Origin of the sequence: Neobacillus niacini NBRC 15566, assembly GCF_001591505.1 — a bacterium.
GTDB lineage: Bacteria > Bacillota > Bacilli > Bacillales > Cytobacillaceae > Neobacillus > Neobacillus niacini.
In genome coordinates, this window is sequence record NZ_BCVA01000011.1 from 45,208 (window position 1) to 67,322 (window position 22,115).

Below are 22,115 nucleotides of genomic sequence, written 5' to 3' on the forward strand. Positions count from 1 at the left end.
ACTCGGTTAAAGTTCAGGGGCTTTTTTTAGGATCCTCAATCTATATACGTTCATCGCAGTTTCTCCCAAATGTTTGAGAAGATTGTTATTGGCATAAGCACCTACAAACGCTCCAATTCCAGGAACTAACTGGAACATCTTAACGAGATCGATATAATCTCTATATTCCTGTTGAAATTTACGCCAATCCATTTCAACGAGCTCCTGCTTTCTCATATCCCAATTTTCAATCTCTGATAATGTTTCGCGGCGTATTTCATCACTAGAAAATGCAAGCTGGAAAATATGAAGAATAAACAGCCGCTCTTCAAACTCTTTCGTGTTAAAACCATAAATGGCAGCCGCTTCAAAAAGAAATTTCATTTTAATCGACAGGAGTAAGGGAAAATCAGCCAGCCCCAGAAGAATTCCACCGGCGCCCGTTCCTGCACCTTCGACCAAAGCTGTTTTTTGGAAGACCGCTGTTTTTTTTCGCATTAATTCATCGCGTTCTTCCAGTGTCAGACCAGCAGCTTGATTTTTGTTGGTCGTAAGCTGCGATCCAAATAAGGTGGTTTTCACCATACCCTTTATGCTTTCTGTCATCACCTCGTGTACCTTATCAGGGATCATTTCATTTATTTTCCCTTGCGCTTTTTTAGAAATCCGATTCATCATCCCCGAACGTCTGGTTAATTTTCTTTTCCATTCGACCACTTCACCATATACTTTTAGCTCATATTCATTCATACTTACACCCCCTCAGCAAATAGATATTAGGCTTTTATCCAATCCATTCATGCTTTTAGTCTTTTCTTACTATAAACAGTAACAAATAAAAAACTAAACAAGAGTCCAGATAGGAAAATTAATAACGAAAAGATCCATTCCCCTTTAAACAAGATCACTAACGCAAATATGGAGGATTGAATAAACAAAATCCTAGTAAGAAGGGAATGAAAAGCAGTTAATTTATACTCTTGGGAAACTGGATACAAATCAATCCAAAGCTTGTTCTGGTGATGATTCCATAATGGCAGAAGCTGGAATCCGGTTAAATAGATAAATAAGAGCGAAAATACGACCTGCCCTGCTCCAAAGGAGATAAAATACAGTGCTACCCCGCCTATTACCGTTAATCGAATAAAAAGACCCAAATAATCAGATGATCTCAAGAATGTTCTTGCGAATAAATAATCAAAGGTTTTAGCTTGTGAAAAGGGTATCTGATTAATCAACATATCAAGCCATTTTCTTCTTTTCACGGTATCTTTTAATTTTGGTACATCTGTGAATAAATTCGCTAATCGATAAAAAGAAGCCATCCTCTTTTCTTCTTGTGCAATAAGCAAATCCCATTTCAAACCCATTTTTTCCGCCCTGACATAGAACGCGCGATAATAAGAAGCCATAATCAAAGCAAATATTAATAAAAAAAGGATAGGTGCGTTATTGAAAAGCAAAAAAGTAAATAACACATTAATGAAAAAACGGACGACCATGTCCGAAGTATAAACGGACGGCTGCACATAAAAGTGGATTTTCCAATTTACTGCAATATTCCAGCCCTTGATAACCAACAAAACCATTAAGAAGATAAAAAAGGATTGAAAGCCATTTTCGCTGACATGAGCATACATAGGCATGACAATGGCTAAAACCATTAATAGAATGTATCCCTGAAAAACTAAACTAAGCAGCCCAGAACGTAAAAAGTACCCTTTTAAACGCGTTTCAAGTGGAATTAAAAACACTTGGTCTGCTTCAAGTAAAAAAGTATAAACAGGGCTGTGTGTTAAAAATACACCTAAAATAACAGCAATAATGATCTCCGCGGGAAAATCAGGAGACAATGATTTTACCCAGTCTTGATAATAAAAAGCAGCTGTGCCTAATAAAAACAAAAGGACAACGACTAGATGGCCATTAAGAATATATCGAAGATAAACACCAAATTCTTTTAAACGATGAACAGATCGGTCTTTCCATAGCTTTTTATCATCAAACATAATTTTCTTCCTTCGTTAATTGGATATATAGGTCATCTAAAGAAGCTTGTGGCATCGAGAACTGTTCTCTCAAATCAGTAAGAGTACCCTTTGCACGAATCTTTCCTTCATGAAGAATAACGAATCTGTCACAGTACTTTTCTGCGGTGGTAAGAATATGGGTTGACATTAATATGCCCGCCCCGTTTTCTTTCATTTTTTTCATTAAATCAAGTAATGACTGAATTCCTAGTGGATCAAGACCTACAAATGGCTCATCAACAATATAGAGGGAAGGCTGCACCAGAAAAGCACACATGATCATTACCTTTTGTTTCATTCCTTTTGAAAAATGAGCTGGAAACCATTTCAGTCTTTTCTCCATTCGAAACTGTGTTAATAAATTTCCAATTCTTTTTTTATATGTAGACTCATCTAATCCGTATGCCATAGCCGTTAATCGTAAATGTTCTTCAAGGGTGAGTTCTTCGTAGAGTACCGGAGTTTCCGGGACAAAGGTAAACATTTTTCGATAAGCTTCCTTATTTTCAGTAATTGATTTTCCATTTATTTTCACGGCCCCGCTATGAGGCTCCATTAAACCGATAATGTGTTTAATCGTTGTACTTTTCCCGGCACCATTTAGACCGATTAGTCCTACTAATTCTTTTTCCTTTACCTCAAAAGTGACATCTTTTAGGACTGGATTTCTTGTATATCCTCCTGTAAGGCTTTCTATCGATAATAAAGACATGTGCTCCGTCCTTCCATAGCATAATAATTACCTTACATTTTACCAAAACAATGGCCATAAAAATAGGAATTCAAATTTTTGATGTTTTTTTGTATATTCTTCTCGAAACGGGTTATCATAATATTCGAAGGGGAAACACCTACTCGATGAAGTGATTCATCAAAAATTTGAAATGAGGTGTCTGTCAAAGACATTTAACTTTTCAAACCAGTAGCTTCTAAACGTTTCAAATAAGGGGATGGTTGTTTTGCACAAGTTGCCTGGTAACCATTTAGAGTTCATTTAACACCAGCTATTTATCAAAAAATAAATGAGGTGTTTACGGCAGATTATCATCCGTTTTTATAAGTTGATGCAACTATAAAAACAACATAGGGGATGGTCAGCTTGAACAATAATTACTGTTTATAAAAAACACTAAATTGTCAAATGAGGTGTTTATCAAACGTAATTCCTGATGAACGTATAATATGAAGCAATTCCCCTTCGAGAGGGCAGGATTCCATGCGGATCCTGTCTCTTTCTTTTTTTATTGCTCATTTATATGGTAAAATACGGATATAAAAACCAAAAGGGGTTGTATAGATAATGAGTGATTGTATCTTTTGTAAAATTGTTAATGGTGATATCCCTGCTGCGAAGGTGTATGAAAATGAACATATTATTGCCTTCCTTGATATCAGTCAGGTGACAAAAGGACATACATTGGTCATCCCGAAAGTACATAAAGAAAATTTATTTGAATTGACTCCTGAAATATCTAAAAACCTGTTCGAATCTGTACCCGAAATTGCCAATGCACTAAAAAAGGAGTTTAGTCCACTCGGATTAAATCTCGTTAATAATAACGGGGAACATGCAGGGCAAACAGTATTTCATTTCCATATTCATTTAATCCCGCGCTATGGTAAAGGAGACGGATTTGGAGCAGTTTGGAAAAGCAATACTAGCGATTATACTCAACAGACACTGCAAGAAATGGCAGCAAATATCAATAAACACCTCTAACAAAAGATTGAATTGTCCGAAAATTATTTCTTTATCATTTTTATATTCCTGTGATATAATGAAAACAAGTTTTTCGCTGCAGGCATTTAGGGCACTGCAGGAGGAACTAATAGCTTAGTTAAGCAGAGGAGAGATGAGAAATGAATACAAAGAATCTAGTAGTCCTATCACTGTTGGCGGGAATTGGGGTAGTTTTGCATACGGTAATGCCAGCCTTCCTCACTATTAAACCAGATATGATGCTGGCAATGATGTTTTTGGGTATTATTCTTATTCCAGAAATTAAAAGTGTTATGTTACTGTCAATTGTAACTGGAGGTCTTTCCGCACTCACAACAGGTTTTCCCGGAGGCCAACTTCCAAATATCATTGATAAGCCCATAACTGCCTTAGTCTTTTTTGGTTTATTTTTGGCATTAAAGCAATACCGAAACTCCATTATTAGTGTGGCCGTCTTAACTGCAATTGGGACATTAGTTTCAGGATCTGTCTTTTTAGGTTCTGCCTATTACATTGTAGGCTTACCAAGTTCTTTCACAGCTTTATTTGCTGCTGGTGTTTTACCTGCAGTTGCACTGAACACAATTATTATGGTTATTTTGTATCCAGTTGCTCTTTCAGTTGTAAAAAGAACAAAGACATCACCTATTGTCATTTCAAAATAACACAAAAAGAAAAGAACCCGAGAAAGGTTCTTTTCTTTCTATAACATCAAATACATGATTAAAAGCGTGATAAAATAATTGTCACTAGCAAAAATATCACGCCAGCGCCTGCTAAAGATGCAGCTCTCTTCTTTAAAACTTGTTTAGGTGGATAAAATCCTGGTCTTTTTAAAGCTAGAGCATTCCAAAAAGCACTGATAAATAGCACTATACTTAGCAAAAAAAGGACCGAAGTTACGCTCTTCATTTAATACCCCCTATTAAAGAAACAAGAGTTGATATTATCATTAGTATGTATTGCCGTGCTCCCCTATGTAGAATATTCAAAAGGTTGGCATTATTTAAAGAAAAACCTTAAAATAAGGGAGAGTTATTTTTTTACATTTGTATTATATAAAAAAATATAAATTACAAGTAGAAAAAAACGTAATTTCTAAAAATTTTGTGAATTTACATCTTTATTAATTTTTATTTTATTGGCATAATGTTAATAGAGAAATAAAAAAGTAGGTGAAATTGGGGATGTCGGAGAAACAGTATTCAATGAAAGAAGCGATGCTATTTAGCCAAAGGATTGCACAATTAAGTAAAGCCCTATGGAAATCGATTGAGAAGGATTGGCAGCAATGGTTAAAGCCTTTTGATTTAAATATTAATGAACATCATATCCTTTGGATTGCATACCATTTAAATGGAGCATCTATTTCGGATGTGGCAAAGTTTGGTGTTATGCATGTCTCAACAGCGTTCAATTTTTCGAAAAAGTTAGAAGAAAGAGGTTTACTTACATTTTCAAAGAAAGAAAATGATAAACGAAATACGTATATTCAGCTCACCCCTGAAGGTGATGAGATCTTTCTTCGCTTAATGGAATCCTACCATCCCAGTGGCAATGCTGCATTTGTTGGTGCCTTGCCATTAAGAGATTTGTATGGAAAGTTTCCCGATATTATTGAAATGATGGCGATTGTTCGTAATATTTATGGTGAAGATTTTATGGAAATCTTTGAACGTTCTTTTCATAATATTGAAACAGAATTTAACGAGAATGATGGAAAACTTAAAAAGTCAGAAAAAACTGAACAAGAACTCTCTTAAAGACATTTAGTAAACTCTTTAAAAAGCGGTTCGAATAAATGTTGTTTTAAACAAGCATGAACAACTTCCTTCGCATTAAGTTTTTCCGGTAAACAATATAGAAACTCATTAAAAAGCGGATGAAAGTTAATAAACCCTTCCGCTTTTTGTTCTTCCATTTTTTTGTTCAAATGCTCACATAGCTGGTTAAATGCCTCTACCTCATGTTCTGATACCCCGTTCTCGATTACCAATCTATAGAATTCAAGATTTGGGGAAGTCAGCAACTTTAAAAGTAATTTTTGATGGTATTCGAGAAGATTAACACGAGCTTGCAGTTCAACGTAATTGTCCATTGATTTTCGACCTCCGGGTCATTGCTTTACATTTCTACATTCATTATGTACCTTTATCAGTCCGAGATAAACCTTTCTAGAATAGAACGCGAAATAAAATTTTTCATAGTTTTTATTTCAATTTATTTCCTACTTTTCTACCATTCCTTTTAACTATCTTTTTATGTGAATTTTTGATAATGTATTAACATATCATGAACATCAGGGAGGGAATCGATGATGATCTCCATTTTTATTGTTTTGGCCATTTTCATTTTGTTCTACATTAACAAAATGACCAATTCCCTATGTATTCAAAAGGATATTCCGGAAGAACGTCAGCATAAAGTATTTCGCACAATAAATGTACTTGTCACGATATTATTGATCACATCCTATGTGGAAATTTTGTATACATAGGTTTACTTTATGTAATGTTTAAATGTTAGAGAAAAACAGAAGCGATGAGAAAACTTTCTCATCGCTTTTACATTTGTTTTTGATTAAAACCAAGAAGCTCCAATAATTATTAATAGGATGAATAGGACCACGACTAACGCAAATCCTCCACCGTAGAAACCAGTTGCTCCAGACACACATTTCTCCCCTTTCGTAGATGGTAAAGTTGTTGTCTGCCTCAGGCGGTAAGGCTTAAATTAAAACCAAGCCGCTCCAACAATAACCAATAGAATGAATAGGACTACAATCAATGCAAATCCTGCTCCGTATCCGTGTCCACCACTCATCGTAATACCTCCTTTATTATTTACTACGATATACTATTCAAGCTGTATGCTTTTCGACTAGGCGCTTACCTTATTTCTTAGGAAAAAGTCCACCTTTTTCTTACTGGGTTCTTATCCATAGAAATCATGACGTTCAGCCGATGAGCTTAAATAGATCTTTTTTGTTACAGGTTATCGTATGTACCAATTTCTAAATTCGCAATGGTTAAATGCCCAAATTTCAGTTCACAAATTCAGGAAATATTTTTGCAGACGTTACCATTTATGATATAGTATAGTTTGTGGACAAAAACCCACAAGAATTTTACTGTTTAGGAGAGGTTCCTCATGAAAAAATGGATGTTAGCCCTTACATTAGCTGGCGGGGTTTTTGCCTTAACTGCGTGTAATCAGAGTGGAGGTTCAACTGTGGCAGAAAGCTCTGCTGGAGATATTACACAGGATGAACTTTATGAAGCAATGAAGGAAAAGGTGGGTGCACAAGCACTACAACAGCTTGTCTATGAAAAAGTCCTATCTGAGAAATACGAAGTAACGGACAAAGAATTAGACGCAAAAGTAGATGAATTGAAGGCTCAGCTCGGAGACAACTTTCAAGCGGCGCTGGCACAATACGGATACGCTAATGAAGAAGATTTTAAAGAGACAATGAAACTTGGTATGATGCAAGAAAAAGCTGCCATGAAGTCTATAAAAGTAACAGATAAAGAAGTAAAGGAATACTACGACAACTACAAGCCTGAAATCAAGGCTCGTCATATTCTCGTTGCTGATGAAAAAACAGCTTTAGAAGTTAAGCAAAAACTTGACGCTGGCGAAAAATTTGAAGATGTAAGCAATAAATATTCTACTGATGAAGCTGCAAAGCAAGCTGGCGGTGACTTAGGCTGGTTTGGTCCTGGAGCAATGGATCCGGATTTTGAAGCTGCTGCATATGCCCTTAAAAAAGATGAAATTAGCGGTCCAGTAAAGAGCTCATTTGGATATCATATCATTCAATTAACAGACAAAAAAGAAAAGAAGTCCTATGAAGAAATGAAAGACCAAATGGAGAAAGAATTAAAATCTTCAAAATTAACAAATGAGAAGATTAACGAAATTATGCAAAAAGAAATTAAGGATGCAAAAGTAAAAATTAGCGATAAAGATTTAAAGGGTGCGTTAGATCCAGCACCTGCGGCTCAGTAATTGATGCAAAGAAGGAACTCTCATGGAGTCCCTTCTTTTTTTATTCCCCTGTGGCTCTTTCTCCTTCACGTCGTTCTTTTTCTTGTTCCAACCGTGTTAAATAAATTTCTCCCTCTTTTTCAATATTTTCCATCTCCAACATACGTTCTTCTCTACCCGTTTTGATTGCCATCAACGCGCTTATAACGATACCAACCACGACTGCATATACCCAAATAGGAATAGTCATTTATTATTGCTCCCTTCATTAGTGGTTGTCCACTTTTTTATACAACATATTCGATTTATTGATAAATATTCATACTGACTATAAAAAAAAATAACCCAGTAGATGGGTTATTTATTTATGAAATATCGGTTTGTAGAATGATCGGTTGTCTAAGGCAAATACACGTTCAGTAAATTCACCAGGTTTAACTCTTTCTAATGCACGATCGAGCATGTTCATTTTTGCATCGAGATTATCGATATAATGAAGAATTTCTGCTTCTTTAATTAATGGCGGCTTTGGACTTCCCCACTCAGCCTTTCCATGATGACTTAAGACTAAGTGTTTTAGTATTAACACTTCCTCACCAGTTATCCCGAGTTCTTCAGCTGCTTTGCCGATTTCATTTACCATAATGGTAATATGACCTAGTAAATTACCTTCCACTGTATAAACTGTAGATATTGGTCCGGATAATTCAACCACTTTACCCATATCATGTAATATCACTCCAGCATAGAGTAAGTCCTTATCAAGACTAGGATAAAGTGCAGAAATTGATTTTGCTAGGTCGAGCATACTAACAACATGATAGACAAGTCCTGATACAAACTCATGATGATTCTTCGTTGCTGCCGGATATTCTAAAAAAGCCTTTTGATGTTTTTTCAATAAGTGGCGGGTAATTCTTTGGATATTTGGATTTTTCATATCAAAGATATATTGTGTCAGTTTACTCATCATCTCTTCTTGGCTTAATGGTGCGGTCTCTAAAAAATCCTCCAGCTTTACTGAGTCACTTGGGCCTGTTCTTCGAATCTGCCGAATTTTCAGCTGGCTTTTTCCACGATAATTATGAATATCCCCAATAATCTTAACTATTTTTTGCGCGGTATAATTCTTTTCATCCTCTTCATTAGAGTCCCATAGTTTTGCTTCTATTTCACCACTTTGGTCTTGAAGGATAAGTGTTAAAAACGGCTTACCATTACTTGCAATCCCTTTTGTGGCGCTTTTAATAAGTAAATACAGATCAACCTGTACTCCGAAATCATAATCAAGTATTCCTTTAGTCATCTGTCTCTCTCCTCCCCATAGCACTAGTATAACATTCTCTATGAAATTACTTCGACATTACCTTTATGAAGATAATAAACATTTTCTGGGTGAAAATATTGAAGCAAATGTGTGTGACAAGTAAAAAATAAAATTTGATTATATTTAAGATTGGTTAAAAGCTCCATTACCTTTTTGGTACGATTAGCGTCAAAATTCACGAAACTATCATCAATGATAATGGGAAAGCGATACTTTTCGTAGAGGGTGGCGGCAAGCGCCAATCTTATAGAAACGTACACTTGCTCGGTAGTAGCTTGACTTAACTCATTTGCCTCAAATAGAGTATAATCACTTCTTTCTATTAAAAAACCAGTTCCTGACTGTTGCAGATGTATACGCTGATATTGTTTTTCTGTCAGGAAGTATAGGTACTCCTCTGCTTTCTCCAGTATTCTCGGCAAATGAACGTTTTTGTACTTTTCAACTGTTTGGGTTAGTATGTTTTGTGCTAAACAAAAAACTGACCATTCTTTTGCTGCTTCTTCAAACTCAAACTTTTGCTGTTTATAGTGGTGGAGTAACTCAGAATATGATCCTCCTTCTTCAAGAATTTGAATCTGGTAATTTACAGCCGCTTGCTTTTCCTGCAGTTCCATTAGTCTTGACGATAACCTTTCGATCTCATCATGATAAGAAATTAATTGTTCTTCTACATTATGAATTTGTAAGAATCTTTCTATATCGTCTGCCTTTAGAAAAGAGTATTGGACCTGCTTACTAATATCCTCCAGCCTCTCGATGAGCTTTAACTTTGTTTCAAATTTTTTCCCAAGCTCATAAAATGCCCCTTCTTCCTCCACATTCGCTTCTTCCAGAAGTTTTTTCTTTTCCGAAATGAGATGTGCTTGTTCCTGTTTCATTTGGTGCAGGTCTGCCTCAAGATCATCTAGCTTTTCCTGCTTTTCTTGGACTTTTATTAACTTTCCATGTTCTTCCTTTAATTTAGTCCGCAATAAGTACCCCATCTTCGATAAGTCACTACCAAGGTCTGCTAAATATTGTTTTGCGTAAGAGAAGAGCCTTTCGGAAATGTCAGTCTGTGCGAGGTGAATCTGTTTCAACCTTGCATGCAAATTCTTTTTTTCTCTGCTAATTAGTTTATATTGTTCAATTAACTCAAAGGCTTCAAGAAAAAAAGCATCGGCGATATACTCTGGTATATGAAGTTCACTACTCAGTTTCAGTAACATTTCCCTATTTTCAGCTGCTTCAATCTCCCACTCTTCAAATTTCATGATGACTTTTTCATATTGTGTTTGCTGCTGTTCGAGCTTTATTTTGTATAGCTGCTGCTGTTCTTTCCAATAATTATCCTGCTTCAATTTTTCTTGGAGAGCTGGAATGTTACTATTTTTATATCTCTCGAGTATTTGAATGCACCTTTTTTCATCGTCTAACAACCGACTTAGAGCCACATTGATTTTTGCATCATTTTTACGACTATTGTTATTACCTAGAAAAAAAACGATTAGTAAGGTTCCTAATACCCCCATCACTACCAGTATCCATTGCTTGGAATACAAACCATATAGTGATAGAACCAGCAATAATACTCCAATGGTTAAAAATTGAATTTGTTTTTGCTTTTTTATTGCAGCAAATGTTTTCTTATCCTGTTCCTGAGTATGCTGATAATACTCTATTTTGTCTTGTACAGCTTTTAATTCGTATTCAACTTTTCTTTTTTCACTTTCATCATTGACTAATTTTTCAAGGCGCGATCTATCATCAGCTGGAATCATCTGAGTTTCTGCAAAGCTAACTTTCTTTTCCAGCTCCTCAAGAGAGTTTTTTTCTTCTCGAAACTTCTCCTCAAGTTCCTGTTTTACCTCTAAGAGCTTTTGCTTTTTCCTTGCTGCCTGCTCCACCTGATTTTTCATATAGATATTGGTGTTAATCGTATGAACGTCTTCTTCTCTTAAAGGTAAGTGAAGTTTCTCATTTATGATGATGATTTTATCTTCTAAATCTACTAATTTTAATTCACACTGTTGTTTTTCTAGGACCAACTGTTCATAGATGGGAATTTGGTCTAATGCACCTAGGAGCTGGGATTCATCCGCAAGCATTTGCTTATTTGGCTGTTTTGAGGAAACTTCACTTTTAATTTGAGTGATTCTTTCCAGTAAACTTGAAATCTGAGCATTGTACGGATAAATGAGCTGATTTAATTTTTCTATTCGTTCAATACCTCTGGCAGGGAATGGGTCTTCCCCAAGTAATTTGATTTCTGTATTTATCCATCTTTCTTCTTTGACGAGGGAATGGATTCTTTGCCATTCACTTAGCCTCTCTACCTCGCTTTTTACATTCTTAAGTGCCTGGCTTACCTCTTCCATTTCCTTAGTGATTTTTTCTTTATCAGAAACTATTACTTCATATTCAAGATTTTTGGCGGCTGCTTTTTTTAGCTCACCGCTAAGTTCATGAAGTGCTTTAAGTTTTTCATTTATCAACGGCTTCTTTCCGCTTGGTTTAAAACGAGCTTCTAACTCCTTCTGAAGTTCTGCTTCTGTTTTCGCTAGGCGCTCTGTTCCAAGTGTACCAGTAGAAAATAAAAACTTACCCAATTCCTCCCCTTTCATTTGATGGATATTTTGCAGCCCATGTAAATTAAAAGAAAATATAGCTTGAAAAAGTCCTTTATCAATATTCCCAAGCAGTTGTTTAAGCAGTTCTTCTTCACCTTGGGTACCATCCTCCAGTGTGACTGTAACGTCCCCAGAAGCCTTGCCTCTAATCCTTTCTATCGTGGCAACACCAAACTCATCAAACAATATTCTAAGCTTACCGCCATAGTTTGAGCCGTTTTTCGGTACATAGCGATGTTCTGATGATTGCTTCGTTGGGAACCCAAACAGGATTCCATGAATAAATGCCATGATCGTTGATTTTCCTGCCTCATTTTCACCATAAAACACGTGAAAATCAGATAGGTCCTTAATAACGGTATTCGTTAATTGACCAAAGCCATATATATGTATCTCCTGGATTTTCAATCAATCATCTCCTTCACTATTGATATAATAAGCCAATTAATAGTTTCTCAGCTTTATCCATTACTTCTTTCTGTTCACTTTCTGTTAGACTTATTAAATATTTCCTACCCAATTGGTGCTGATATAAAGGTGCAATTGCCTCCTCAGTAGTTTGGTAGTCATCGATGGTGGCAAACAGCTCTGTATAAAAATCTGCTTCATTCATTAATTTTTTTCTATCAAGCTGCTGGTTCTCTTCCAGGTTTAATTTAACGGTCCAAACAAATGATTCTTCATCATTTTCATAGTCTAACAGTACCTCTAGAAGTTCAGTATCTAGAATTCTTTTCTCTTGAGTATTATCTAATTGAACATTTTTTAGGTTTAAGGTAACAAGCGTACCTTTACCAGCTTTACGCAACCGTTCAATGGTTAGCTGACATAATTGCAGTATTTCTTGGAAATTGTTTGCCCCTGCAGCGTCAATCGTAACTTCCTCCCAAAGAATATCCGAAGTTTCGATAAATTCCTTTTTAACTTCGAAATCATTTAATGTAATGTGATAACATCCTTTTACGCCTACTTCTTTCTTATTACGCCCTTGAAGGTTTCCTGGGTAAATGATGGGCGGCGATTCTGATAATATCGTCCGTTTATGAATATGACCTAAAGCCCAATAATCAAATCCTTTCTCATAGAGATCTTTAATAGAAAAAGGAGCGTAATTATCATGGTCTGTTCCTCCACCTTCATTCCCGTGGAGAATGCCGATATGAAAATCCGCAGGATCATGTTTTTGATAGTCATCTATTCTTTTATCAAAAATATGTCTTTGTAAATAACTAAAACCATAGAGATGGACGGTATCCCCACGTTTCGTATGAAATACCTTGATTTCGACATCACTGCCAAAAAAATGAACGTTTGAAGGCATATCAAGGTTTACCCATGAGCCACTTAAATGATCATGGTTTCCATGGATAACATAAACAGGAATATCCTTTTTTGAAAGCTTTTGCATTTCATTACGAAAGCGAGATTGTGCACGTAAACTTCTATCCTCACCATCATATAAATCCCCGGCTAAAATGACAAAATCAACGTTGTTGTCAATAGCGGCTGCTGTAAGCTTTCCTAACGCAGTGAACGTACTCTCTCTCACTCTTGAAAGGATATTCGCAGGTAAATGCTTTAAACCAACCATAGGACTGTCCAAATGCAGGTCAGCAGCGTGTATAAATGATATCTGTTTCATTAGAAAGCTCCTTTCAGAGTTTTCTTTCATTGTAACATCTCAAAAAAGCGAATGCACGTTCTTAAATAAAATATTAAAAGGGCTTTGTCCGTTTTGACAAAGCCCTTCACATTTTATTCTTTTTTGGTTAGTTGCAAGGCCTTTTTTATATCTTTAAAGGAATTCGATTTTCCATACATTAGTACTCCTCCGCGGTAAACACGTGCACCAAATACCGCTAAGATGGCGATCGTAGCCATCAGGATGGAAATTCCTAAGACTGCTTCCCAAACCGGAATATTCAGCATACCTACTCGTAAAAACATAATCATTGGGGTGAAGAATGGGATATACGATGTTATAACAATAAACGGTGAATCTGGCTTTCCAAGACCAAACATCGCAATCATAAATCCTGCTACAACGAGTAACGTCATTGGTGTAATCATTTGTTGAACATCCTCAATCCTGCTGACCAATGAACCTAAAAATGCCGCAAGAGTAGCATAGAGAAAATAACCTAAGATGAAGAAAATAACCGCATAGGCAATGGTTGATAAAGAAATATTCCCAAATCCAAATGCGTCAAAAAAGCCGCCTTCAAGAGAGGACATATTCCGTTTTATAGAAAAATAACCTACAGAAAGAAGTACCGCAAGCTGAGTTAAGCTTAATAAACCAATACCAAGTATCTTACCAAACATTTGCTTTATGGGAGACACACTTGAGATCAGTATTTCCATCACCCTTGAAGACTTTTCCGTAGCCACTTCCATTGCAATCATACTGGCATACATGATGACAGCAAAATAGATGATAAAAAGCAGGACATAGACGAGTCCCCGGGCCTGATTTAGTTCTTCTTCGGTTTTCGCATTTTCTTCAAGAGCAATTTTCTCGAAAGAAACTGGTTCGTATAGCTGCTGAAGCTGTGCTGGTGTTAGATTAATTTTTGAAGCCGCAAGCATCGTCTTGATTTGTTGGAGCCCCGTCTGAAGATCAGAAAATAATGATGAATCTGCAACAGTCAATGCTTTATATGTAGCTTTAGGCAATTGTTCCTCATCAAATTGGAGCTGAACAAACGCAACAAAATTCCCCTCTTCCACTTCCTTTTCTGCCTCTTCTTCTGTACCATCAAACTCTGTTAGCTGCAGGTTTTTATTTAATGCACTCATTTGTTCTTTAAGCGGTGAATACAACTGACCTGTTTCATCTAAAACAGCTACCTTTTCTTTACCTCCGCCTTTATCGAAAGCTTCAATAATATTATTCATATTGGTTAATGCTAGCGTGATAACTACCGTCATTAAGGTTGTGATCAAAAATGACTTTGTTTTCAATTTGTTTACATACGTATGGGATAAAATAATCCAAAATTTATTCATAGGAATCACCCACTTTCTCGATAAAAATATCATTTAAAGAAGGCTCTTCAAGGTCAAATTTTCTGATAAATCCTTGGTTGACGATCTCTTTAAGGATTTTTTCTGCAACAGATTCGCCATTGATTTGCAGATGAATCCCCTCGGTTGTCGATTTAGCTTTCACTACCCCTGGATATTTTTTTAGAAAATCCAATGGAAAATCAGAATGAATAACAAGGTTTTTTTTACCAAACGCACGTTTAATTTCTTTTAAAGAACCATGAACAATGGGGGCCCCTTTATGCATAATACAAAGATGCTCACACATCTCTTCAACATGATGCATTTGATGGCTTGAAAATACAATTGTAGTTCCCTTTAGCTTTAATGAGAGAACGGCCTCTTTAAGCATTTCAACGTTTACAGGATCCAAACCGCTGAATGGCTCATCAAGAATTAATAATTTGGGTTTATGTATGACCGCTGCAATGAATTGGATTTTTTGTTGGTTTCCTTTTGAAAGCTCTTCTACTTTTTTATTTTCATATTCTGGGACTTTAAATTTCTCAAGCCAATATTTTAATTCAGAAACAGCCTCACTTTTCGAAACACCTCTTAATCTTGCAAGGTAGACAATCTGATCACTAACCTTTAATTTTGGGTATAGCCCTCTTTCTTCAGGAAGATAACCTACTAAATGACTTGTAGAATAATTTATGGGCTTTCCATCCCAAGTAATCTTTCCCTCACTAGAATCTAGCAGCCCTAAAATCATCCGAAAGGTTGTCGTCTTTCCTGCACCATTTGCTCCTAAAAAGCCAAACATTTCATTTTCAGGTATCGTGATGGAAAGGTCATTAACAGCTGTGAAATCCCCAAATCGTTTTGTTACATGTTCAAGTTTTAAAACCATACAAATTCCCCCTCTCAAAGATTACAATACGAAAGTCCTATGGAAAAGTTTCACTTTTGCAAAATATCAAGAATTGTGCAAATATTATAATATCAATATTTTAGGGGGAGAACTAAATGAATACTTACAAATTAACAGCCTTTGAGGCAAATGGGGAAAAAATAATAGATGAGGCTATTCAAGCTGAACATGATGAGGCAGCAAAAGAATTAGCTGAGAAATTATTAGCAGAAAAGAATTTACTAGATAAAACACATCGTTTTACATCACCTAGCGGGAAGCTTTTATTGTTCCATTCTTAGTCTTCAGACAGAAAAAAGAAGCAACAAATGCTTCTTTTTTCTGTCTAACTTATTTGCCGATAAATTTTGCTGGTCGTTTTTCTATAAAGGCTCTTATTCCTTCTTGGTGGTCGAATGTTCGACGCATGTTTAGCTGGCCATTTTTTTCTAACTCTAGAATCTTAAGCAAATGGGGTCTGTTCATATCTGCTAGTATCTTTTTGGTTTTGATCATTGCCTGAACTGGACGTTCCAGCCAATCGGATATTCTTGCTTCTAGAGTTTCTTGCAAATCTTCTGCAACTTCTTGGACTAATCCTATTTCCAATGCTTCTTGTGCGCTCATCATTTTTCCATCCCATATAACTTGTTTTGCCTTGACTTCTCCTAATCTTTTTTCTAAAAAGAAGTGAGAACCGCCATCTGGGATTAAACCGATTCCGATAAAATTCATTGCCAGTTTGCTCGTTTTATCAGCTATGATGTGGTCTGTAGCCAACGCAAGACTAAATCCAAGCCCCGCCGCTGCACCACTCACAGTACTAATTGTTAATTTAGGTAAACTATAAAGAGTTATGATTAATTCACTAATACAATCCATCACAGGAAAGAATTCGCTTTCATCCAGGTTAGAAAGCATCGTTTTAATATCTCCCCCTGCTGAAAAGGCTTTACCGTTACCGGTTAAAACCACAACATCTATATCATCCGATTCAGCTATTTCCTTGAATTTGCTTACCAGCCCCTTTATCATATCCACATCGATTGCATTTAATGATTCAGGCCTGTTCATCTCTACCGTTGCAACTCGTCCATTCACCCACAACTTCACCTTATCCGTTACAAAATTGATTGTCACCCCAAACGCCTCCCATAATCTTAGTCACTTCCATTATAGCTTGAATACCATGGTTAAAAAATAAATTTTCATAATATATAAAATTTTCACTGATAGTAATTTTATATATTTTTTTTATACGTAAAAAGGACAAAGATCAGACTCTTTGTCCTTTACAACTTATTTTCTTAGTACTTCCTTTTGAACCTGTTCTCTTAGTGTCATCTTTAAGAACTTCCCAACCGAGGTCTTCGGAATTTCCTCCAAAAACAAAATTTCATCGGGAAGCCACCACTTAGCAAACTGCGGTGTTAAAAATTCAATTAAATCTTCCTTTTTCACCTTATCCTTATATGAATCTTTTAATACCACACAAGCAACCGGTCTTTCTTGCCATTGTTCATGCGGGACTGCAACAACCGCCGCTTCAAACACTGACTCATGCGCCATTAATGCATTCTCTAAATCAACGGAGGATATCCATTCTCCGCCGCTCTTAATTAAATCCTTTGTTCGATCGACAATTTTCACAAAGCCTTCTTCGTCGATGGTTACAACATCACCAGTGTGGAGCCAGCCGTCATGGAAGGCGTCTTGTGTTCTCTCATCCTTATAATACTCTGAGGCAATCCACGGACCCTTAATACATAACTCTCCCATTTCTTTACCATCCCAAGCAACTTCCCCATCCTTGCCCACGACTTTTATGCTTAAGCCAGGAACAAGAACGCCTTGCTTTGCTCTTATTTCTAGTCTTTCTTCATAATCTAAATTCTCCTGATAGCTTTTTAATGTTGAAATAACCACGAGTGGGCTTGTTTCAGTCATTCCATAAGCATGTAGGAATGGTACGTTATGCCGCTGCTCAAAGGCCTTAATCATCCCTTTAGGCGCAGCTGAACCTCCGCAAAGCACTCCTCTTAAACTACTTAGATCATAAGAGCCCTCATCAAGTTGCTTTAACAGACCAAGCCATATGGTTGGAACACCAGCAGTGATAGTAACCTTTTCGCTTTCTATAAACTCTGCCAGCAGTTTTGGAGTAAAATATGGTCCAGGCAGCACCAATGATGTCCCAAACCAAACTGCCGCAAAGGGCATACCCCAGGCATTGGCATGAAACATCGGGACAACTGGCAATGCTATGTCTTTCTCACTCATAGCGGCACTATCTGCCAGCCCTAACGCCATACTATGAAGAAAAATCCCTCTATGCGAGTATACAACCCCTTTTGGATTTCCTGTAGTCGCAGAGGTATAGCACATACCTGCAGGGTCGTTCTCTTCTATATCATCTGGATATTGAAAGTTAGGATTTGCTTCCGCTAATAATGTTTCATAATCATAGATTGGTGAAAGTGTAGTTTTAGGGAGTACCTTGTCGTCTGTCATAATCACATAAGCCTTAACGCTTTTTAACTCATGTGCACATTTTTCTAGTAATGGAACTAAGTCTGGGTCTACTAAGAGGATACTATCTTCTGCATGATTGATGATATACGAAATATGCTGCGGAGAGAGTCGAATGTTAATGGTATGTAGGACAGCACCCATACATGGAATGGCAAAATATGCTTCTAAATGACGGTGATGATTCCACGCTAGTGTTCCTACCCTATCACCTTTTTCTACTCCTAGTTTATTTAAACTATCTGCAAGTCGTCTTGTTCTTTCACCGATTTGTTTATACGTAAACCGATGAATGCCACTTGATGTTCTGGAAATAACCTGTTTCTTTGGAAAATACTTTTCTGCTCTCTCAATCATCTGTGTCATTGTTAAAGGTGTTTGCATCATTGCTAAATCCCCTCCATAATTGAAAGCGTTTTCAAATCATAGTATTCTTTTGTCCTATTAAATATTCGTTATGTATAAGACATTTCCTCTATAGAGAACGATTTTTTTTTTAGCAAATATGCATGAGCAATGCTATTTGACCTAATTTTTGATTTTTCCTTTTTTCGGTCAAGTGGGAGTCTCCCATTTGACCCAATTTCTGATTTTCGCTTTTTTCGGTCAAGTGGGAGCCTCCCATTTCACCCAATTTCTGATTTTCGCTTTTTTCGGTCAGGTAGGAGCCTCCCATTTGACCCAATTTCTGATTTTCGCTTTTTTCGGTCAAGTAAAAGCTTACTCCATTAAAAATCCCCTGCCATTTAAGCAGGGGATCCCTTTTCTGAGAAGATTGTATCTAGTATTTTTATTTTTTCTTCCGTATAAGCTTCAAAGCTTTCATTATATGTTTTAGGATCTTTAGGATTAGCAAACTGAGTGATTTTTCCTGAAAGCGGGTCAATAAATTTGCTTGAAGCACCACAGCCAATCCCGATAATCGTCTGCTGCTCCTCCATAATCATGATATTGTATATGCTTTCTTGATTTGGAAACGCATAGCCGACATTCTCAAGGTTACCAAGAATATTTTTTTGACGGTAGAGATAATAAGGAACATAGCCATGACATTCAGTCCACTCTGTTGCAAGATTCATCATTTGTTCTACTTCATCTCGACCTGCAACTTTATATTTATCCTTGTTTTTTGTCATTTCAGAAGCACGTTTAAACGATAAAGTATGCACCGTTAGGGATTCTGGCATAAGTTTTTCGGTTTCAGCAAGTGAATGTGAAAATTCAGCCATCCCCTCACCTGGCAGACCAATAATGAGATCCATATTGATATTGTTCATGCCCATTTCTCTCGCTAAATGATACTTATCAATAGTTTCTTTAACAGTGTGATGACGCCCAATTGCCTTTAATGTTTCTTGTGTATAAGATTGAGGATTTATACTAATCCTGTCTATTTTCCACTTCTTTAATACCTCTAATTTTTCAGGAGTAATCGTATCCGGACGGCCTGCCTCAACAGTTATTTCTCGTATATTTTCAACATCCGGGAATGACTGGTACATCTCTTCATAAAGCATATCCATTTCTTCTGCCGTAATACTGGTTGGTGTACCACCGCCATAGTAAACCGTTGTAATTCGTACACCTTTTTTCTTTAGCCATTCACCAATTTTCTTCATTTCATAGTGGAGACCACCTAAGAAGGAATCCACTGATCCTTGTCTGCCGTTTATTGCATAAGCGGGGAATGTACAGTAGGCACATTTTGTTGGACAAAACGGAATCCCGATATAAATGCTGACTTCCTTATGCAGGTCATAAAGATCAGGAACAACGGCCAACTGCCTGTCGACAATATGCTGCATGAGCTTGATTTTTTCATCTGAAATCAGATAATCATTTTTTAATTGCTCGTGGGCAAGTTCTTCAGACACACCCTCCTGGACTTTACGATGTAAAAGCTTTGTCGGTCTGACCCCGGTTAAGATTCCCCACTTTTGAGTTATGCCTGTCCAATTCTGCAATAGAGTTAAATATACATGGGCGACAGCATTTTTGACCTGTTTAAAATATTCCTTATCTGTTTGAAAGGGCTGTACAGCTTTTTGATAATCTGTTGAAAAGGATTTCCCTTCAGTATCTAGTAAATCGGCCGAAACCTGAATGTGGTGATCTACATTTATAATAAATTTTATCGTTAAATCTGCCTCATCGTCTAAAATCTTCACAATCTCTGTTTCTTCAAAAAACAAATTTGCAATCAGGGTCAATTGCCGGTCGAATCTTGTGTCCCCTAACCCGATTATCGAAATTTTCATTAGAATCACTCTTTCAAAATAAACTTCTTTAAGTGTACATAATCACCAAAATAAGGTCAATACAATGGAAATCATTCACAAACGTAAAAGACATCATCGTGCGGGACGATGATGTCTGCTCATTTACTTTTTAATAATATTCATTTTTCTTAAAAACTCAATTGGCTGCTGCTTTCTGAAGTGTTCCTTAACCATATAGGCGACACCATGCTCATTTTTCGATCTAGTCACCCAGTCTGCTGCTCTTTTTACTTCAAATTCAGCATTCCACATAGCCACTCCTAATCCCGCTGCCTCAATCGCTGGGATATCATCCAACCCTTCGCCAATTACGACCATTTCCTTGAGCTGGATACCAAGATGACTGCCAAGAAAAGCTAATCCCTTTAACTTTGAAACACCAGCTGGGACAATATCTAATCGTAAACGATCTAGTTGAATGGTTTCAATTTCTGTAAACATTTTTTCAATCGCCTTTTTTGCATCCTGAAGATCACTTTCCTCTTCAAAATAAACCTCAATTTTCGGAGGAGTCACTGGTTGATCATGTAAGTATTCACTTAATGACGAAACAAATTGCTGAGAATAAAAAACAGGATCACCTGATGTAAAGACAGTTTTGACTAACAAACTGTTATTTAATTTCAACCTATTTGCTAAAGAAAATTGTTCATGCACCAGCCTGATTTGGCACGGCATACCTTCTAAGAAACGAACGGTATCATAAGTAATATTCTCGTTAATTCTTTCGACATAATTTTGTTTATCCTGAATATTTGCAATAACGGCACCTTGATGCGTAATTAGCGGGTTTTTTATTTTTAATGCCCTTGCAACCTTCTTGGCTGAGGGAAAACTTCTCGATGTCATAAGCGTTACATAAATTCCCTTTTGCTGAACATACTCAATGGCTTCCTTTGTTGACTTATGGATTTTCCCATTACTTTGTAAAAGAGTTCCATCAATATTTAATGCAAGCAAACGATAAATCATTACGCTGCCCCCTGTTCTTGGTGAAGTTACCCTTATAACACTTTTATGATTTTTCATCCAAAGATAGAACGAGTGCAGCAGAAAAGAAAAAACTTCCGGAAAAACCGAAAGCTTTTTTTAATGAGATTATATATTATTTCCGTATAGTTCCTCTAAAGGCTTCATAATTAATTGATTTAGTTCCCCAATTATCATGCTCATTCGCTGTTCTGCCTGCATGAGTCGGGCTATTTTTTCATTTTGTTGTACAACGGCCACCGTTGATTGAGCCTGCTGAACTTCCTGCTCCGATATCTCTTGCCCCATCATTTGTTTTTGCTGTAAATTCATCTGAATTTGACGAAATTGATCAAACATTCTTTTTGCTGTGGGGTCTGCATTTACTTCATGATACATCTGCTGTAATTGTTTATATTCATCACTTTGACGAATCGCCTTTTCTAATGCATAAGCCGCATCGTATAAATTAACGGACATTTTTTCCACTCCTCTTAAGAAAATAATCCTACTAACTATAACAAACTATGTTGGTAAATGCGAGGATGTTCAACCTGCGCACAATTAAGTATCACCAACCTATGGGCGATAACATACGATACCATATCTACGAATGCCTATTTTTAACATATATTCGCTTATAAATGAGGAGTGACTATGCCCCCAATCACAATTATTCCTATAGAAGCAGGAAGCAGAACTGACATTTTTGCTCAGATGTCCTCGCAACTGTTCAAACTACTGAGACTTTATGAACACCAAATCAAAATTTCTATAGG

Annotated in this window: 24 protein-coding genes; 6 read left to right on the forward strand and 18 right to left on the reverse strand. The window is 36.6% G+C overall.

Going from position 1 to position 22,115, the window contains the following annotated elements:
* Positions 1-6 precede the first annotated feature (6 nt).
* From BANA01_RS11390 to BANA01_RS11400, 3 genes are read right to left on the reverse strand one after another with little or no spacing between them, the layout of a single operon-like run.
* Positions 7-729, reverse strand: coding sequence for an EcsC family protein (locus BANA01_RS11390; protein WP_063253206.1), 723 nt, complete (start codon positions 727-729; stop codon positions 7-9).
* Between the two features lie 47 nt (positions 730-776).
* The gene (locus BANA01_RS11395) at positions 777-1,988 is read right to left on the reverse strand and encodes an ABC transporter permease (RefSeq protein WP_063253207.1); all 1,212 of its coding nucleotides are present in this window, start codon (positions 1,986-1,988) and stop codon (positions 777-779) included.
* Positions 1,981-2,721, reverse strand: coding sequence for an ABC transporter ATP-binding protein (locus BANA01_RS11400; RefSeq protein ID WP_063253208.1), 741 nt, complete (start codon positions 2,719-2,721; stop codon positions 1,981-1,983). Before BANA01_RS11400 ends, BANA01_RS11395 begins: the two co-directional genes overlap by 8 nt.
* 588 nt (positions 2,722-3,309) lie before the next feature.
* Here BANA01_RS11400 and BANA01_RS11405 point away from each other — a divergent pair.
* Positions 3,310-3,729, forward strand: a complete 420-nt coding sequence (locus BANA01_RS11405) for an HIT family protein (RefSeq protein ID WP_063253209.1) — start codon at positions 3,310-3,312, stop codon at positions 3,727-3,729.
* A 140-nt stretch (positions 3,730-3,869) separates the two neighbouring features.
* A complete protein-coding gene (locus tag BANA01_RS11410) occupies positions 3,870-4,394 on the forward strand; it encodes a tryptophan transporter (RefSeq protein ID WP_063253210.1) in 525 nt (174 codons plus the stop codon).
* Positions 4,395-4,452: 58 nt separating this feature from the next.
* Here the strand turns inward: BANA01_RS11410 and yhzF are convergent, their stop codons facing one another.
* A complete protein-coding gene (gene yhzF / locus BANA01_RS11415; protein ID WP_063253211.1) occupies positions 4,453-4,641 on the reverse strand; it encodes a membrane protein YhzF in 189 nt (62 codons plus the stop codon).
* A 275-nt stretch (positions 4,642-4,916) separates the two neighbouring features.
* Here yhzF and BANA01_RS11420 point away from each other — a divergent pair, with 275 nt between their 5' ends.
* Entirely contained in the window at positions 4,917-5,492 is a 576-nt protein-coding gene (locus tag BANA01_RS11420; RefSeq protein ID WP_063253212.1) for an HTH-type transcriptional regulator Hpr, read from the forward strand.
* On the opposite strand, the gene BANA01_RS11425 is transcribed toward BANA01_RS11420, so the two are convergent.
* Positions 5,489-5,827: a DUF1878 family protein gene (locus BANA01_RS11425; protein ID WP_063253213.1), complete on the reverse strand. Its 339-nt coding sequence runs from the start codon at positions 5,825-5,827 to the stop codon at positions 5,489-5,491. The genes BANA01_RS11420 and BANA01_RS11425 overlap by 4 nt on opposite strands.
* 219 nt (positions 5,828-6,046) lie before the next feature.
* On the opposite strand from BANA01_RS11425, the gene BANA01_RS11430 reads away from it, so the two are divergent.
* Positions 6,047-6,226 (forward strand): hypothetical protein, encoded by a 180-nt coding sequence (locus tag BANA01_RS11430; RefSeq protein WP_063253273.1) that lies wholly within the window; start codon positions 6,047-6,049, stop codon positions 6,224-6,226.
* Positions 6,227-6,309: 83 nt separating this feature from the next.
* Here BANA01_RS11430 and BANA01_RS11435 read toward each other — a convergent pair whose 3' ends face one another.
* Complete coding sequence (locus tag BANA01_RS11435) at positions 6,310-6,402, reverse strand: YjcZ family sporulation protein (RefSeq protein WP_063253214.1); 93 nt, start codon at positions 6,400-6,402, stop codon at positions 6,310-6,312.
* A gap of 60 nt (positions 6,403-6,462) precedes the next feature.
* Positions 6,463-6,552 carry a YjcZ family sporulation protein gene (locus BANA01_RS11440; protein WP_063253215.1) on the reverse strand — a complete coding sequence of 30 codons (90 nt, stop codon included), beginning with the start codon at positions 6,550-6,552 and terminating at the stop codon, positions 6,463-6,465.
* 327 nt (positions 6,553-6,879) lie between these two features.
* Here BANA01_RS11440 and BANA01_RS11445 point away from each other — a divergent pair, with 327 nt between their 5' ends.
* Positions 6,880-7,740 (forward strand): peptidylprolyl isomerase, encoded by an 861-nt coding sequence (locus BANA01_RS11445; RefSeq protein WP_063253216.1) that lies wholly within the window; start codon positions 6,880-6,882, stop codon positions 7,738-7,740.
* Positions 7,741-7,780: 40 nt separating this feature from the next.
* Here the strand turns inward: BANA01_RS11445 and BANA01_RS11450 are convergent, their stop codons facing one another.
* The 6 genes from BANA01_RS11450 to BANA01_RS11475 all read right to left on the reverse strand — a co-directional run bounded on the left by BANA01_RS11450 (position 7,781) and on the right by BANA01_RS11475 (position 15,559).
* Positions 7,781-7,969 carry a sporulation YhaL family protein gene (locus BANA01_RS11450; protein ID WP_063253217.1) on the reverse strand — a complete coding sequence of 63 codons (189 nt, stop codon included), beginning with the start codon at positions 7,967-7,969 and terminating at the stop codon, positions 7,781-7,783.
* Between the two features lie 111 nt (positions 7,970-8,080).
* On the reverse strand, positions 8,081-9,025 hold the full coding sequence (yhaM, locus tag BANA01_RS11455) for a 3'-5' exoribonuclease YhaM (RefSeq protein ID WP_063253218.1): 945 nt from the start codon (positions 9,023-9,025) through the stop codon (positions 8,081-8,083).
* A 38-nt stretch (positions 9,026-9,063) separates the two neighbouring features.
* Positions 9,064-12,066 (reverse strand): ATP-binding protein, encoded by a 3,003-nt coding sequence (locus BANA01_RS11460; RefSeq protein ID WP_063253219.1) that lies wholly within the window; start codon positions 12,064-12,066, stop codon positions 9,064-9,066.
* A 16-nt stretch (positions 12,067-12,082) separates the two neighbouring features.
* Positions 12,083-13,300, reverse strand: a complete 1,218-nt coding sequence (locus BANA01_RS11465; protein ID WP_063253220.1) for a metallophosphoesterase family protein — start codon at positions 13,298-13,300, stop codon at positions 12,083-12,085.
* A 113-nt stretch (positions 13,301-13,413) separates the two neighbouring features.
* The gene (locus tag BANA01_RS11470) at positions 13,414-14,667 is read right to left on the reverse strand and encodes an ABC transporter permease (protein WP_063253221.1); all 1,254 of its coding nucleotides are present in this window, start codon (positions 14,665-14,667) and stop codon (positions 13,414-13,416) included.
* Positions 14,660-15,559, reverse strand: a complete 900-nt coding sequence (locus tag BANA01_RS11475; RefSeq protein WP_063253222.1) for an ABC transporter ATP-binding protein — start codon at positions 15,557-15,559, stop codon at positions 14,660-14,662. The genes BANA01_RS11470 and BANA01_RS11475 overlap by 8 nt, the downstream gene beginning before the upstream one ends.
* 116 nt (positions 15,560-15,675) lie before the next feature.
* On the opposite strand from BANA01_RS11475, the gene BANA01_RS11480 reads away from it, so the two are divergent.
* Positions 15,676-15,861, forward strand: coding sequence for a YhzD family protein (locus BANA01_RS11480; protein WP_063253223.1), 186 nt, complete (start codon positions 15,676-15,678; stop codon positions 15,859-15,861).
* A gap of 49 nt (positions 15,862-15,910) precedes the next feature.
* On the opposite strand, the gene BANA01_RS11485 is transcribed toward BANA01_RS11480, so the two are convergent.
* The 5 genes from BANA01_RS11485 to BANA01_RS11510 all read right to left on the reverse strand — a co-directional run bounded on the left by BANA01_RS11485 (position 15,911) and on the right by BANA01_RS11510 (position 21,816).
* Entirely contained in the window at positions 15,911-16,699 is a 789-nt protein-coding gene (locus tag BANA01_RS11485) for an enoyl-CoA hydratase (RefSeq protein ID WP_063253224.1), read from the reverse strand.
* A 159-nt stretch (positions 16,700-16,858) separates the two neighbouring features.
* Complete coding sequence (locus BANA01_RS11490; RefSeq protein ID WP_063253225.1) at positions 16,859-18,475, reverse strand: long-chain fatty acid--CoA ligase; 1,617 nt, start codon at positions 18,473-18,475, stop codon at positions 16,859-16,861.
* 359 nt (positions 18,476-18,834) lie between these two features.
* Positions 18,835-20,346 (reverse strand): coproporphyrinogen III oxidase, encoded by a 1,512-nt coding sequence (locus tag BANA01_RS11500; RefSeq protein WP_063253227.1) that lies wholly within the window; start codon positions 20,344-20,346, stop codon positions 18,835-18,837.
* A 123-nt stretch (positions 20,347-20,469) separates the two neighbouring features.
* Complete coding sequence (locus BANA01_RS11505; RefSeq protein WP_063253228.1) at positions 20,470-21,339, reverse strand: Cof-type HAD-IIB family hydrolase; 870 nt, start codon at positions 21,337-21,339, stop codon at positions 20,470-20,472.
* A gap of 126 nt (positions 21,340-21,465) precedes the next feature.
* On the reverse strand, positions 21,466-21,816 hold the full coding sequence (locus BANA01_RS11510; protein ID WP_063253229.1) for a YlbF/YmcA family competence regulator: 351 nt from the start codon (positions 21,814-21,816) through the stop codon (positions 21,466-21,468).
* Positions 21,817-22,115 lie beyond the last annotated feature (299 nt).